12 protein-coding genes are annotated in these 14,300 nt (G+C 37.1%); 9 read left to right on the forward strand and 3 right to left on the reverse strand.

Features of this window, described 5'->3' with window-relative positions; genetic code table 11:
- Nucleotides 1-12: 12 nt before the first annotated feature.
- From ACQ2HF_RS07935 to ACQ2HF_RS07970, 8 genes are all read left to right on the forward strand, one after another.
- Nucleotides 13-807 (forward strand): CsgE family curli-type amyloid fiber assembly protein, encoded by a 795-nt coding sequence (locus ACQ2HF_RS07935; RefSeq protein WP_432412989.1) that lies wholly within the window; start codon nt 13-15, stop codon nt 805-807.
- Nucleotides 808-817: 10 nt separating this feature from the next.
- Complete coding sequence (locus tag ACQ2HF_RS07940) at nt 818-1,192, forward strand: curli assembly protein CsgF (RefSeq protein WP_432412990.1); 375 nt, start codon at nt 818-820, stop codon at nt 1,190-1,192.
- Between the two features lie 43 nt (nt 1,193-1,235).
- The gene (locus ACQ2HF_RS07945) at nt 1,236-2,612 is read left to right on the forward strand and encodes a CsgG/HfaB family protein (RefSeq protein ID WP_432412991.1); all 1,377 of its coding nucleotides are present in this window, start codon (nt 1,236-1,238) and stop codon (nt 2,610-2,612) included.
- Between the two features lie 7 nt (nt 2,613-2,619).
- Nucleotides 2,620-4,122 carry a carboxypeptidase regulatory-like domain-containing protein gene (locus ACQ2HF_RS07950; protein ID WP_432412992.1) on the forward strand — a complete coding sequence of 501 codons (1,503 nt, stop codon included), beginning with the start codon at nt 2,620-2,622 and terminating at the stop codon, nt 4,120-4,122.
- An 85-nt stretch (nt 4,123-4,207) separates the two neighbouring features.
- Nucleotides 4,208-5,389 carry an AIR synthase related protein gene (locus tag ACQ2HF_RS07955; RefSeq protein ID WP_432412993.1) on the forward strand — a complete coding sequence of 394 codons (1,182 nt, stop codon included), beginning with the start codon at nt 4,208-4,210 and terminating at the stop codon, nt 5,387-5,389.
- Nucleotides 5,390-5,639: 250 nt separating this feature from the next.
- Nucleotides 5,640-6,716, forward strand: a complete 1,077-nt coding sequence (gene prfA, locus ACQ2HF_RS07960) for a peptide chain release factor 1 (RefSeq protein ID WP_432412994.1) — start codon at nt 5,640-5,642, stop codon at nt 6,714-6,716.
- Between the two features lie 10 nt (nt 6,717-6,726).
- The gene (pyrF, locus tag ACQ2HF_RS07965; protein WP_432412995.1) at nt 6,727-7,545 is read left to right on the forward strand and encodes an orotidine-5'-phosphate decarboxylase; all 819 of its coding nucleotides are present in this window, start codon (nt 6,727-6,729) and stop codon (nt 7,543-7,545) included.
- Nucleotides 7,535-8,335: an ABC transporter substrate-binding protein gene (locus tag ACQ2HF_RS07970; protein WP_432412996.1), complete on the forward strand. Its 801-nt coding sequence runs from the start codon at nt 7,535-7,537 to the stop codon at nt 8,333-8,335. Before pyrF ends, ACQ2HF_RS07970 begins: the two co-directional genes overlap by 11 nt.
- Here ACQ2HF_RS07970 and ACQ2HF_RS07975 read toward each other — a convergent pair.
- The 3 genes from ACQ2HF_RS07975 to ACQ2HF_RS07985 form a co-directional block, all read right to left on the reverse strand.
- On the reverse strand, nt 8,315-8,497 hold the full coding sequence (locus ACQ2HF_RS07975; protein ID WP_432412997.1) for a Lacal_2735 family protein: 183 nt from the start codon (nt 8,495-8,497) through the stop codon (nt 8,315-8,317). The genes ACQ2HF_RS07970 and ACQ2HF_RS07975 overlap by 21 nt on opposite strands.
- Nucleotides 8,498-8,600: 103 nt before the next feature.
- Nucleotides 8,601-9,302, reverse strand: a complete 702-nt coding sequence (locus ACQ2HF_RS07980; protein ID WP_432412998.1) for a DUF4197 domain-containing protein — start codon at nt 9,300-9,302, stop codon at nt 8,601-8,603.
- Nucleotides 9,303-9,387: 85 nt separating this feature from the next.
- Entirely contained in the window at nt 9,388-10,257 is an 870-nt protein-coding gene (locus tag ACQ2HF_RS07985) for a T9SS type A sorting domain-containing protein (RefSeq protein WP_432412999.1), read from the reverse strand.
- Between the two features lie 151 nt (nt 10,258-10,408).
- Between ACQ2HF_RS07985 and ACQ2HF_RS07990 the strand changes: the two genes are divergently transcribed.
- The gene (locus ACQ2HF_RS07990; protein WP_432413000.1) at nt 10,409-13,828 is read left to right on the forward strand and encodes a methylmalonyl-CoA mutase family protein; all 3,420 of its coding nucleotides are present in this window, start codon (nt 10,409-10,411) and stop codon (nt 13,826-13,828) included.
- Nucleotides 13,829-14,300 lie beyond the last annotated feature (472 nt).

Raw genomic sequence — 14,300 nt, forward strand, 5'->3', positions numbered from 1 at the left:
ATTCATTTTATTTTGAAATATAAGATAGCTTTTTTTCTACTAGTTGCTTTAGTGATGAATAGTTTATTGATGCCCTGTCAAGCTCAAATCTATAATTCCGAAATTGAAGCCAAAATAATTTTAGAAGAAGAATACGGCCAAATTTCAATTACTGGGGCGGCTTTAAACACTACCAATATATCACAGAGCTTACGCTATGAACTTTCGGTCATAAAAGGAGAGAAAAATAGTGGTAACAAGTCTCGGAATAGCCAGAAAGGACGCATTGTATTGGAGGCAGGTGCACAAAAAACATTATCCAATACCAGAATTAATTCTGATGATAAGCAGAGAATTATTATATTATTGCTTATTTATAATACACAGGAAGAACTAGTAGGCAAAGACAGACTTATATTAAACGGAACCGAGGACGAAGAACAAGAGAAAATTATACTTAATAAAAAAAAGAATAACACTTCATCCGATACAGATTCAGGTTCTGAATATTATAATGATGGAGTTGTTCTAAGGGGTATTGTGGTTGAAGACACCAAAACAAGATTTGGTAGTGACTTCTATAAAATGTTTTACACGCACTATTTCAACGATGAAATTAATGGTAAAGAAATTGTAACCATAAAAGAATCATTAGCAGTGGGCAGCAATACGAAAATAGAAATATTTGTCGCACAAAAAAAAGTGTTAGAGTTTGTTGTAAGACCTCAGTACGAGTATTTGAAGGCAGCAAAAGATGAAGCCATTATTCGGGTTAGATATTATTTAAATCAACTTGAACAAAATAAAACACAAGTTCAGCAATATTAAGTATACTAATATGAAAAAATTATTTTTTTTATGTATGATCAGTATGAGTTCCTACAGTATAGGGCAACAATTAGTGTATACACCAAAAAATCCAGCGTTTGGAGGTGATCCATTTAACTATACCTGGCTACTCAACTCCGCAAATGCTCAAAACTCTTTTGAAGATGATGATCTTTTTGGAGGTTTTGATGGTCTCGATAACTTAGGTAACCTCGGTAATTTAGGTAATCAATTTGGTCAAAATGGACAAAACCTACCCGACGTGGGTACTTCTAGAGATGGAGATCTTGAATATGAAGTATACGAATCTAATGAAGGACTCGTCATAAATATTTTAGATATTACGACTGGAGAACAAACGCAAATAATCGTTCCTAATAATTAAAAAGATTATGTTAAAGTGCAATAAACTAGTATATCTTTTTTGTTTGTCGTTTGTTTTAAGTGGTTGTGGCGCCTATTTCAATCAGCCTACGACTCCACAACAAGCACGAATTTCAGAAGGTACACAACAAACAAAAAAATTAAAACAGTTGCCAGAACCTCAAATTCCTTTAGAGGTAGGGGTGTATAATTTTAAAGATCAAACAGGTCAATTTAAGAGTATTGAAAATGTGAGTACATTTAGTACAGCGGTTACGCAAGGTGCCACTACAATTTTAATTAAAGCCTTAGAAGACTCGGGGTGGTTCCGGCCTATAGAGCGTGAAAACTTTGGGAATCTTCAAACAGAAAGAAATATAATCCGAACCACTAGAGAACAGTATCAAAATTCTCAAAACAGTGCCGCACAACGCTTAAGTCCTTTAAAATTTGCAGGGATTATTTTAGAAGGAGGTATAATTTCATACGATACCAACATACTTACCGGAGGGGTTGGTGCACGCTATTTTGGCGTTGGAGGATCATCCCAATATAGACAAGATAGAATTACAGTATACCTGCGTGCCGTGTCAACCTCTACAGGAGAAATATTAAAGACTGTAAATGTCTCAAAAACTATACTTTCTCAGGGAGTGGATGTTGGGTTATTTCGCTATGTAAATTTCCAAAGACTTTTGGAGGTTGAAACAGGATTTACTAAAAACGAACCCTCTCAAATGGCCGTGCAAGAGGCTATTGAAAAAGCAGTAATGCTGCTCATATTAGAAGGAATTAAAGATGATCTTTGGTCTACTAAAGAAGGAGAACTTAAAGATCAGGAATTAATAAAGGAATACGAGCTGGAGCAAAAACTAGAAAACGATACCGAGCTTTATGAAAGACAATATTTAAAGCATGAGTATAGATTTGCTGTGAGTGCTTTAGGAGGCGTTAATTTTCTGGATGGAGATTATACAACAAGTGCTATAGATTTCATGAGTGGTGTAGGTCTTAAGGTAAGATTAATGCCAGAATTAGGTTTAAATTTTCAGACCAATATCATGAGATTTAATGCAACAAAAGATTTTAAAAATTGGTGGGTAAGCGAAAGTTTAAATTTAGAATACAATATACTACCTCATGACCGTCTGTCTCCGTTTTTTTATGCGGGTCCTGGAGTTCTTTTTTATGCAGATGATACAGACACCGAAACTTTAGAGCGTTGGGACTCTTTCTTCAAACTTCAGGTTGGGGCAGGGTTGGAATATGCTTTAACAGATAGGTTTTCACTTATTGTACAAACTGATTGGAATTCAGTGTTTTCAGATAAAATAGATCAGCTTGAGAGCGGTCGAAGAGACGATTTCTATTATAATATAGGAATTGGTATAAACTATCATTTTGGTCCAAAAAGCACAAATTTAAAACACATTAGAAAATAGGTTTAAGATGAAATATACATTAAAATATATACTAGCCTTGCTTTCAATCATATTGTTGGTTGTAGCCTGTAATGAAGACAGAATTGGTGAAGATGATACAGGCGCCATAAGCGGTACTGTTGTTGCAGCGGGCACCAATTTACCTATTCCCAATGTAAGGGTTAGGACTCAACCAATATCTAGTACTGTTTTTACGGATAGTCTTGGTAAATTTTTAATTGAAAATGTACCAGTAGGCGATTATGCCGTAGAAGCACGTGTAGACGACTTTATAACAGATTTTGAGCCCACTACTGTGATAGCCAGCGCAACGGTAAATGTGGTTTTTGAACTCGAAGTTTCAACAGCTAATAACAGGCCTCCTTCAGCACCTGTATTAATAGCACCTGCAGAAAATGAAGTGCTACAGAGTATTGAAGCTGTCTTTGCCTGGGACTCTACCGATCCGGATGAGGATCCGATTGTCTATTCTTTAGAACTAAGAAACGATCAAAACGAAGATGTTCAACTATTTGAGAATATCACAGATACTACATTTACGTATTCACCCCTTTTATTAGGCGCACAATATTTTTGGCAGGTAACTGCTACAGACGAAATTAACGAACCTGTTTTAAGTCCTCTAGGTACTTTTTCAGTGATTAGTGCACCGGTGGATAATAGATTTTTATTTACTAGAAAGATAAATGGCAATAACGTCATATTTTCTGCAGACCAAGATGGAACAGAATTTCAGTTAACTCCTTCAGATAAAAATAGCTATAGACCTACTAGAAATGTAGCAGCTGGCCGTATAGCATTCTTGCAATCCAACGGAGCCGAAGTAGATATTTATACAATGGATAGAGATGGCAGTAATATTGAAAAAGTTACACTAACCATAAGACCAGCAGGTTTTAATCTGAATGAAATTAATATTTCTTGGCCCGAAAACAGTCAGAGAATTTATTATCCAGTTTTTGATAAATTGTACAGAATAAACACCAATGGACAAGGCTTAGAATTAGTATATCAAACAACCGATGGCTCGTTTATTTCAGAAATAGATGTTCATGAAATAGATAATATTATAGCCATTAAAACAAATAATATAGAGGGCTACAATGTATCTATTTATACCATAGATTTTTCCGGAACAATTCAAGATGTTATCCTGGCAAATGCTTTGGGAGCTAGCAGTGGTTTAGAAATTTCTGTAACTACTCAAAAAGTAGTATTTACTTATGATGTATCAGAATTTCAAAATGCCAATTACAGACGTTTGGATTCAAGAATTTTTATCTATGACTTGCCATCTGCCACTACCACTGAAATTTCTGGAGATAAACCAAATGGAACGAACGATTTCCAAGTGAAATTTTCACCTAATGAAGCTCAAGTAATATATACAAATACATCAAATGATGGGATTTCCCAAAGAGATGTGTACACTATCGATATTAATGAGGATGATAATATGGGGACGCGAACGCTCCTAATTAGCGATGGTTTTATGCCAGATTGGGAATAATAAATACTAGGTATGGTTAAAAAAAGCGTCTCGAATTTCCGAGACGCTTTTGCATTCTGTACTTTTGTGGTTCTAAGAGAATTGTATGAGTCAAGAAATTTCAAAAAGATATGCCCAACGCGGTGTTTCGGCAGGCAAGGAAGATGTTCATAATGCTATAAAAAATGTAGATAAAGGACTTTTTCCAAAAGCCTTTTGTAAAATAGTTCCGGATTATCTCACTGGAGACGAAGACTATTGCTTGATAATGCACGCAGATGGCGCAGGAACCAAATCTTCTCTGGCCTATATGTACTGGAAAGAAACAGGCGACATAACTGTGTGGAAAGGGATCGCTCAGGACGCGCTTATTATGAATGTAGACGATCTGCTTTGTATAGGTGCTGTAGATAATATTATACTTTCTTCAACCATTGGTCGCAATAAAAATTTAATTCCTGGTGAAGTGATTTCAGCCATCATTAATGGTACTGAAGAATTATTGGAAGACTTGGCTAAATTTGGTGTGAAAATCCATTCCACAGGAGGAGAAACAGCCGATGTAGGTGATTTAGTAAGAACTATTATTGTAGATAGTACTGTCACCGCAAGAATGAAACGATCCAACGTAATTAATAATGCAAATATCCGTCCAGGTGATGTGATTGTAGGTTTGTCTTCTTTTGGGCAGGCAACGTACGAAACCGAATATAATGGTGGAATGGGTAGTAATGGTTTAACAAGTGCGCGTCATGATGTATTCCATAAATATCTAGCCACAACATACCCAGAAAGTTTTGACGCTGCAGTACCCGAAGATTTGGTGTACAGCGGTAGTAAAAAATTAACGGATGGCATTCCAAATGCTCCGTTAGATGCTGGTAAATTAGTATTGTCTCCCACGAGAACCTATGCGCCTATAATCAAGGAAATTCTCTCCAACTATACTCCGGAGCAAATTCATGGGATGGTGCACTGTAGTGGAGGAGCGCAGACAAAAATTCTTCATTTTATCGACAATCTTCATATTATAAAAGATACTATGTTTGACACACCGCCACTCTTCAAATTAATACAAGAAGAAAGTAATACAGACTGGAAAGAAATGTACCAAGTTTTTAATATGGGGCATAGAATGGAATTATATGTACCTGAAGAAATAGCTCAGGATATTATTGCAATTTCAAAATCTTATAATGTAGATGCTCAAATAGTGGGGAAAGTAGCGGCTTCTAAAACAAAGAAATTAACTATTACCTCCAAACACGGAGAGTTTATATATTCTTAATTACTAAGAGTTCTCTGAGTGTACATAGTTTTTAAAAACATTATTTTAATACCTCAAGTTGTATCCTAAGGGTGTAGCAGAAGTGATACTTAGTTAATTTACTTTTCTCTGAAGTAAATGGATCAACTTCCCAAGAAATGGAGAGCCTTATTTTTGACACATTTTTTCCCTTCAGCTGAATTGAAACCTTCCTTAATTTATTGTAAATTTGACGCTGTATTGAAGTATAAGTCAATATGAAAATTACACCATGCTAGAAAAACTTCAAATAGTAAAAAATAGATTTGACGAGGTAAGCGATCTCATCATTCAGCCCGAAATTATTACAGATCAAAAGCAATATATTCAGTTAAACAAAGAGTATAAAGATTTACGAGCTCTTATGGACAAGCGTGAAGCTTATCTTACAGCTACGGAACGTGTAGCGGAGGCTGAAGAAATCCTTTCGGATGGTAGTGATGCAGATATGGTAGAGATGGCGAAAATGCAGCTGGATGAAGCTAAATCTAAAATTGAAACTTTGGAAGAGGAAATTAAGTTTATGTTAATTCCTAAAGATCCAGAAGATAGAAAGAATGCAGTAATGGAAATAAAAGCAGGAACTGGTGGCGACGAGGCTAGTATTTTTGCTGGAGATTTGCACCGTATGTATACCAAGTATTGTGAAAACAAAGGATGGAAAACCAGTGTTGTAGATTTTAGTGAAGGAACCAGTGGAGGGTATAAAGCCATCCAGATGGAGGTTGAGGGAGACGATGTATATGGAACACTAAAGTTTGAAGCTGGAGTTCATCGCGTTCAAAGAGTACCGCAAACAGAAACACAAGGTCGTGTACATACTAGTGCAGCTACTGTTCTGGTTTTTCCAGAGGCTGAAGAGTTTGATGTTCAAATAGAAATGAAAGATGTTCGTATTGATTATTTTTGTTCATCGGGTCCTGGAGGACAGTCTGTAAACACTACGTATTCTGCTGTGCGTTTAACACACGTGCCCACAGGACTGGTAGCACAATGTCAAGATCAAAAATCACAACATAAAAATAAAGAAAAAGCGTTTAAGGTATTGCGATCCAGATTATACGATATGGAGCTAGCCAAAAAGCAAGCCGAGGATGCCGAAAAACGGGGCTCCATGGTAACCAGTGGTGACAGGAGTGCAAAAATTAGAACCTATAACTATTCGCAAGGACGTGTTACCGATCATAGAATTAACCTTACCCTATACGATTTGAGTAATATTATAGATGGGGATATTCAGAAAATTATAGATGAGCTTCAACTAGTGAGTAATACTGAAAAGCTGAAAGAAGCCGGGGAAACTTTTTAAGAAATACGATATGACTACAGAAGAACTTGTTGTTCAAATTCATAAAAAGAAATCGTTTCTCTGTATTGGTTTAGATGTAGATCTTGATAAAATTCCAAACCATTTATTGGGGGAAGAAGATCCAATATTTGCCTTCAATAAAGCGATTATAGACGCTACTCATCACCTTGCCGTGGCCTACAAGCCTAATACTGCTTTTTATGAAGCCTACGGCTTAAAAGGTTGGAAATCGCTAGAAAAAACGATTCACTATCTTACTAAAAACTATCCAGAGCTATTTACTATCGCCGATGCTAAAAGAGGTGATATTGGAAATACGTCTACTATGTATGCTAAAGCTTTTTTTGAAGATTTAGGGTTCGATTCGGTTACCACTGCACCCTATATGGGGAAAGATAGTATAGAGCCATTTTTAAAGTTTGAAAATAAACATACCATCTTATTGGCATTAACTTCAAATCAGGGAGCCTTCGATTTTCAAACTAAAATGGTGGATGGGAAAGAATTGTATAAAAGTGTTATTGAAACTTCTACGCAGTGGGCCAATGCTCAAAACTTGATGTATGTAGTGGGGGCAACAAAGGCAAAGTATCTTGCTGAAATTAGAAAGATAGTTCCTACTAGTTTTTTATTAGTTCCTGGGGTAGGAGCCCAAGGAGGAAGTCTTTCTGAAGTATGCAAGTACGGGCTTTCTTCAAATATTGGGCTGCTTATTAATTCTTCTCGAGGTATTATTTATGCGGGTAAGGATGAAGAATTTGCACAGGCTTCGGCAACTGCAGCTAAGGAATTGCAGTCGCAAATGGAAGGTATTCTGAATGCGCTTTAAGGATCAGTTACATAGAGAAATTGAAGTATTTCAAGAGCCTGTTAGGATTGTTTCCCTGGTACCTTCTCAAACCGAATTGCTTGTAGATTTAGGATTAAGTAACCGCATAGTAGGGGTGACAAAATTTTGCGTGCATCCAGAAGGTTTTAAAACTACAAAGACCATTGTTGGTGGTACCAAACAGGTGCATTTCGATACAATTAAGTTGTTACGACCAGACCTGATTATTTGTAACAAAGAAGAGAATACAAAGGAGATGGTAGTGACTCTTGAAAACATTGCTCCTGTGTGGGTAAGTGATATTTACACCATTGAAGATACTTTGAAAATGATTCGGCAATTTGGTGAACTGTTTTCAGTCAAGGAAAAAGCAGAGGAACTGATCAGAAAAATTGAAACTGAATTAGTTAATTTTCAAAAGTACATACACCTAAGACCCATAAAAAAAGTAGCGTATGTGATCTGGAAGAACCCGTATATGGTTGCTGGTGCTAATACGTTTATAGATCATTTGCTAAAGTTAAATAACTTTGAAAATGTGTTCAGTAAAAAGCCGTCACGCTACCCCGAAGTTTTGGAGGAAGATTTAAAAGTAGCAGATATACTATTACTAGCTACAGAGCCTTTTCCATTTAAAAACAAAGATGTTTTAGAATTAAAAAACACACTTACCAAAGAAGTGCGTTTAGTTGATGGGGAATATTTTAGCTGGTATGGTTCTAGGCTGGTAAATGCGTTGTCTTATTTTAAAACGCTACATTACCTTCTTTTACTTATCTGCATTTTGTAAGGTGAGGTATCTAATTTCATCAAAGACCTTATAGGCTTGCTTTTGTACTTTTTCACTTTCATTTTTGTCTCTTAAGGCTACCTTAAATGACTTTCTCATAAGCTCGACATATTTTTGTTCAAGCTTTTCTACTCTCGATTTTCTTTTTAACCAACTAGACATGTTTTCTTTACTTATTTAGGCAAAAATAACAATCTGGTAACCTAATCTTTACTAACAATAAGTTAATCATGTCCTAATTTATTCCACCTTAATACAAAGGTTACTAGTCTTGTAATGCAAAAACTTGACGCAATAAATTTGTGGTTCTGGAGGCAACACTACTTCGTATTTTATTTTCTTCTACGGCTATCATTGTATACACACCTTTTAAAGCTTGGTTGGTAACATAATCCGTAAGGTCTGGATTTACCTGAGTTACAAATGGAATCGTATTGTATTTAGTTATCATATTTTCCCAAATCCTATCTGCACCTACTTTTTGAAAAGAATTTTTTATAACAGGATTGAACTCTGTATAGAGTGCGTTATTAGTTCGGCCTTCCAGATAATTGGTTGCGGCATTGTTTGGGCCTAAGAGAATGTTTTTAGCGTCGGTAAATGTAATTTCCTTCACAGCATTTACAAAAATAGGCGTTGCTGTTTTTACGGCATCTTCTGCAGCACGATTTAGTAGTAGTAATCCTTCATCTGCAAGACTACTTAGTCCAATATCCCGCAGGGCGCGGTCTACTTTTGTAAGTTCCTGAGGCAAGAGAATTTTCACTAAGTTATTTTTATAAAAACCATCTTTCTGCGTGAGTTTTGTAACCTGTTTGTCTATGCCAAAATCTAATGCCTGGCGTAGGCCGCTGGCAATTGTTGTTGGATTCATTTCTCCACCTTGCGGCAAATTATTTACAACTTGTTGTAGTTCTGCACAAGAAACTACTGCAAAACAAGAAAAGAATATAACGAGCTTTTTCATAACATTTTCATTTGAAAGTTAAAGTATAAATATAAAAAAAGCCCTTCAAAAGAAGGGCTTCCTATGATAAGAAATAAGTAACTAATTACTTAATAACTTTTACAGTTTTAGAAGAACCGTTCATTGTGATGTTTACTAAGTAAGCACCAGAACTAAGAGTACTCATATCAATACTTGGAGATACAGCACCAGGAGTAGCAGTAAGAACTACTTTCCCTAATACATCGTATACTGTAACAGCATCAACTGTGTTAGTAGTTTGAATGTTTAATCTGTCTTTAACTGGATTAGGATACACGCTAAAGTTAGAAGTTGAAAAATCGTCAGAACCTAGAATTAAACCTTCTTGGAAAATTACATTATCCATGTAAAAATTTGCACCTGTGTTATCCCAGATGTCTGCTGCTTGAAGCTGTCCGCCTAAGAAGTTATCACCTGTATAAACAGAAGTTCCATCAAATAATAGGTCAAGTGTATCGTTGTCAAGATCGATAACGTAAGTTACGGTAACCCACGTGCTCTCATCAAAAGTAAAACTTTCTTGAATAACTCCAGCAGCATCTGTAACAGCTCCAGTATCACCAGCGGTAGCATCGTTAAAGTATAAACCAGCACCAAATGTATCAGCTGTTACATCCATAAGACCTATAAATCCAGTAGAACCTGGCTCTAAATAAAGGTCAAATTGCCAAGAGTATAATCCGTTTGTAATATCGCCAAATAACAATAGCATGTCATTTCCAGTAGAAATGAAAAGAGAATTTGGTGCAGAATTAGCTTGCGCAGTACTAACGTCTGCATCTTCTGCGTTCCCAGGAGCGTCACTCCAAGTTCTCCAGTTAGGGGATTGTGCATCTATATCTCCTACAGCGTAAAAGTCAAAGTTGTCATCAATTTGTGCATTTGCATTAAATGCGAAAGCTACGATAGCAGCTAGAATGTAGATTTTTTTCATAGTATTTTATTTTAGGTTTATAATGAACTTCAAAAATACATTTTTTTTACAGAAATAACATGATAATTAACTTCTTTTTTTATTATTTATATAATAGTTGTTTCCAATGTGAGTAAGGGTTTTAGTAACTTTGCATTCATAAATATTTATTATGCAACAACAAATTCCGTATACCCCAAAAAATAAAGTTAGAATTGTAACCGCCGCCTCTCTTTTTGATGGTCATGACGCCGCGATTAATATTATGAGACGGATTATTCAGTCTACAGGCGTAGAAGTAATCCATCTTGGTCACGACCGTAGTGTGGAAGAAGTTGTAAATACGGCCATTCAGGAAGATGCCAATGCTATTGCAATGACCTCTTACCAAGGTGGGCATAATGAGTACTTTAAATATATGTACGATTTACTGCAGGAAAAAGGAGCTGGGCATATCAAGATTTTTGGTGGCGGTGGCGGTGTTATACTTCCTTCTGAAATTTCAGATTTGATGGCCTATGGTATTACCCGAATTTATTCACCAGACGATGGCCGGGAGATGGGGCTGCAAGGAATGATTAATCATCTTGTTGAAACTTCAGATTATCCCATAGGTAATACCCTGAATGGAGAAGTCGCTAAGCTTTCAAGTAAAGAAGCTGGTGCCATTGCTCGTGTGATCTCTTCTGCAGAAAATTTTCCAGAAGTAGCTAAAGATGCCCTGGATGCCATTCATAAAAAAAATAAAACACTTAAAATTCCAGTGCTTGGTATTACAGGTACCGGAGGTGCAGGGAAGTCTTCTTTGGTAGATGAATTGGTGCGTAGATTTTTAGTAGATTTTCCTGAGAAAACGATTGGGCTTATTTCAGTAGATCCCTCAAAAAGAAAAACGGGTGGGGCGCTCTTAGGCGATAGAATACGTATGAATGCCATTAACTCTCCAAGAGTGTATATGCGTAGTCTGGCAACCCGACAGAGTAATTTGGCACTTTCCAAATACGTAGCCGAAGCGATTGAAGTGATTAAAGCTGCCGAATACGATCTAATTATCCTTGAAACATCCGGAATTGGACAAAGTGATACCGAAATTTTGGAACATAGCGATGTGTCTTTATATGTAATGACACCAGAATTTGGTGCCGCAACGCAGCTGGAAAAGATAGATATGCTGGATTTTGCAGATTTGGTAGCCATCAATAAATTCGACAAACGTGGTTCGTTGGATGCGTTGCGCGATGTGAAAAAACAATATATGCGTAACCATCAATTGTGGGATACACCACAGGACGAGTTACCTATATTTGGAACGATTGCATCCCAATTTAATGATCCGGGGATGAATACCTTATATAAGGCCATCATGGATCAGCTGGTTTCAAAAGCAGATGCGAAGCTGGAGAGTACTTTTGAAATAAGCAACGAGATGAGCGAAAAGATTTTTGTAATTCCACCAGCTCGCACACGCTACCTTTCTGAGATTTCTGAAAACAACCGTGCCTACGATAAAATTGCTTCAGAACAGGCTGAAGTTGCTCAAAAACTCTATGGAATTTTTAAAACTATGGAAACGGTTTCAGGAAGCGCACCTGGAATTGATAAAGCAGGCATTATTTCAGAAACCGTAAAAAGCACTGAAAATAATAACGATTTACTGAAGCTTTTACTAGCCGAATTTGATCGTGTAAAAATGGACTTGGATCCTTATAATTGGGAAGTAATCACTACGTGGGACGAGAAGGTGAATAGATATAAGAACCCAGTCTATACCTTTAAAGTAAGAGACAAAGAAATTAATATTGAAACACATACTGAAAGCCTTTCACACTCACAGATACCAAAGGTTGCTTTACCGAAGTATCAGGCGTGGGGTGATATTTTAAGATGGTGTCTACAAGAAAATGTACCTGGAGAGTTTCCGTATACGTCGGGATTGTATCCGTTTAAAAGAACAGGCGAGGATCCAGCCAGAATGTTTGCAGGGGAAGGTGGGCCAGAACGTACCAACCGTCGTTTTCATTACGTAAGTCACGGTTTGCCAGCTAAGCGTTTATCTACAGCATTTGATAGTGTAACGCTTTACGGTAACGATCCAGGATTGCGGCCAGATATCTACGGAAAAATAGGAAATGCAGGTGTGTCCATTTGTTGTCTGGACGATGCAAAAAAGCTATACAGTGGTTTCGATTTAAGTAATCCGATGACCTCGGTGAGTATGACTATTAACGGACCTGCACCTATGTTGCTAGGGTTCTTTATGAATGCCGCCATAGACCAGAATTGTGAAAAGTATATCGTTGCGAACGAAATAGAAACTGAAACCGAAAAACGAATTGCGGAGATTTATAAAGGAAAAACACGTCCGCAATACCAAGGGAAATTACCAGAAGGAAATGATGGCCTTGGGTTGATGCTTTTAGGGGTTACAGGGGATCAGGTTTTGCCAAAAGATGTTTATGAACAAATTAAAGTAGATACGCTTAAACAAGTACGCGGAACGGTGCAAGCCGATATTTTAAAAGAAGACCAGGCACAAAACACCTGTATTTTTTCTACAGAATTTGCCTTGCGTCTAATGGGCGATGTGCAGGAATATTTTATTAAAGAACAGGTACGTAATTTTTATTCGGTTTCTATTAGTGGTTACCATATTGCTGAAGCTGGCGCAAATCCCATTACACAATTGGCGTTTACATTGGCAAATGGTTTTACGTATGTAGAATACTATTTAAGTCGCGGCATGGACATTAACAAATTTGGTCCTAACCTGTCGTTTTTCTTTAGTAACGGGATAGATGCAGAATACTCTGTAATTGGTCGAGTGGCACGTAAGATTTGGGCAAAGGCATTAAAAAATAAGTACAATGCCAATCCGCGTGCGCAGATGCTGAAGTACCATATTCAGACTTCAGGAAGATCTTTACACGCGCAAGAGATTGATTTCAATGACATCAGAACTACGCTACAGGCATTATATGCCATATACGACAATTGCAATAGTTTGCATACCAATGCTTACGATGAGGCTATTACAACCCCTACGGAGGAGAGTGTGAGACGTGCGATGGCCATTCAGCTAATTATTAATAAGGAACTTGGATTGGCTAAAAATGAAAATCCAATTCAGGGAAGCTTTATAATTGAAGAATTAACAGATCTTGTAGAAGATGCCGTGCTAAAAGAATTCGATAGCTTAACCGAGCGTGGTGGTGTGTTGGGAGCTATGGAAACCATGTACCAGCGCAGTAAAATACAAGAAGAGAGCTTGTACTACGAAACCTTAAAACATTCAGGAGAGTTCCCAATTATTGGTGTAAACACATTCTTAAGCAGTAAAGGTTCGCCTACAGTACAACCTGCTGAAGTGATAAGAGCCACCGAAGAAGAAAAGCAATACCAAATAGAAGTGGTGAAGAACTTAAATAATAGCAACGATGCAAAAGTTTCAGAGTTATTGAAAGAGCTACAGCGAAAATCTATTAACAACGAAAATATTTTTGAAGCTTTAATGGAGGTTTGTAAATATGCTTCTTTAGGGCAAATTACCCATTCCTTATTTGAAGTAGGAGGGCAGTACAGGCGAAATATGTAAGCAGACACTTGGTCTCGCTTTTCCAGCGAGGCCTTAGTGGTCGCTTATCCCGACTTTTTCTGTCGGGATCTTATATAGTTTTTCTGTTTTTTTTATACTTGGTCTCGCTTTTCCAGCGAGGCCTTAGTGGTCGCTTATCCCGACTTTTTCTGTCGGGATCTTATATAGTTTTTCTGTTTTTTTTATACTTGGTCTCGCTTTTCCAGCGAGGCCTTAGTGGTCGCTTATCCCGACTTTTTCTGTCGGGATCTTATATAGTTTTTCTGTTTTTTTTATACTTGGTCTCGCTTTTCCAGCGAGGCCTTAGTGGTCGCTTATCCCGACTTTTTCTGTCGGGATCTTATATAGTTTTTCTGTTTTTTTTATACTTGGTCTCGCTTTTCCAGCGAGGCCTTAGTGGTCGCTTATCCCGAATTTTTCTGTCGGGATGGTATTTGTTATCATTATTTTGTAGAAAGTTTTAATACACTTT

The sequence above is a fragment of the Rasiella sp. SM2506 genome, from assembly GCF_050859505.1.
Classification (GTDB): Bacteria; Bacteroidota; Bacteroidia; order Flavobacteriales; family Flavobacteriaceae; genus Marinirhabdus.

Coding starts and splice junctions, on each gene's coding strand:
- ACQ2HF_RS07940 (WP_432412990.1), top strand. CDS start 818: ATGAAAAAATTATTTTTTTTATGTATGATCAGTATGAGTTCCTACAGT.
- ACQ2HF_RS07950 (WP_432412992.1), top strand. CDS start 2,620: ATGAAATATACATTAAAATATATACTAGCCTTGCTTTCAATCATATTG.
- ACQ2HF_RS07955 (WP_432412993.1), top strand. CDS start 4,208: ATGAGTCAAGAAATTTCAAAAAGATATGCCCAACGCGGTGTTTCGGCA.
- prfA (WP_432412994.1), top strand. CDS start 5,640: ATGCTAGAAAAACTTCAAATAGTAAAAAATAGATTTGACGAGGTAAGC.
- pyrF (WP_432412995.1), top strand. CDS start 6,727: ATGACTACAGAAGAACTTGTTGTTCAAATTCATAAAAAGAAATCGTTT.
- ACQ2HF_RS07970 (WP_432412996.1), top strand. CDS start 7,535: ATGCGCTTTAAGGATCAGTTACATAGAGAAATTGAAGTATTTCAAGAG.
- ACQ2HF_RS07975 (WP_432412997.1), bottom strand. CDS start 8,497: ATGTCTAGTTGGTTAAAAAGAAAATCGAGAGTAGAAAAGCTTGAACAA.
- ACQ2HF_RS07980 (WP_432412998.1), bottom strand. CDS start 9,302: ATGAAAAAGCTCGTTATATTCTTTTCTTGTTTTGCAGTAGTTTCTTGT.
- ACQ2HF_RS07985 (WP_432412999.1), bottom strand. CDS start 10,257: ATGAAAAAAATCTACATTCTAGCTGCTATCGTAGCTTTCGCATTTAAT.
- ACQ2HF_RS07990 (WP_432413000.1), top strand. CDS start 10,409: ATGCAACAACAAATTCCGTATACCCCAAAAAATAAAGTTAGAATTGTA.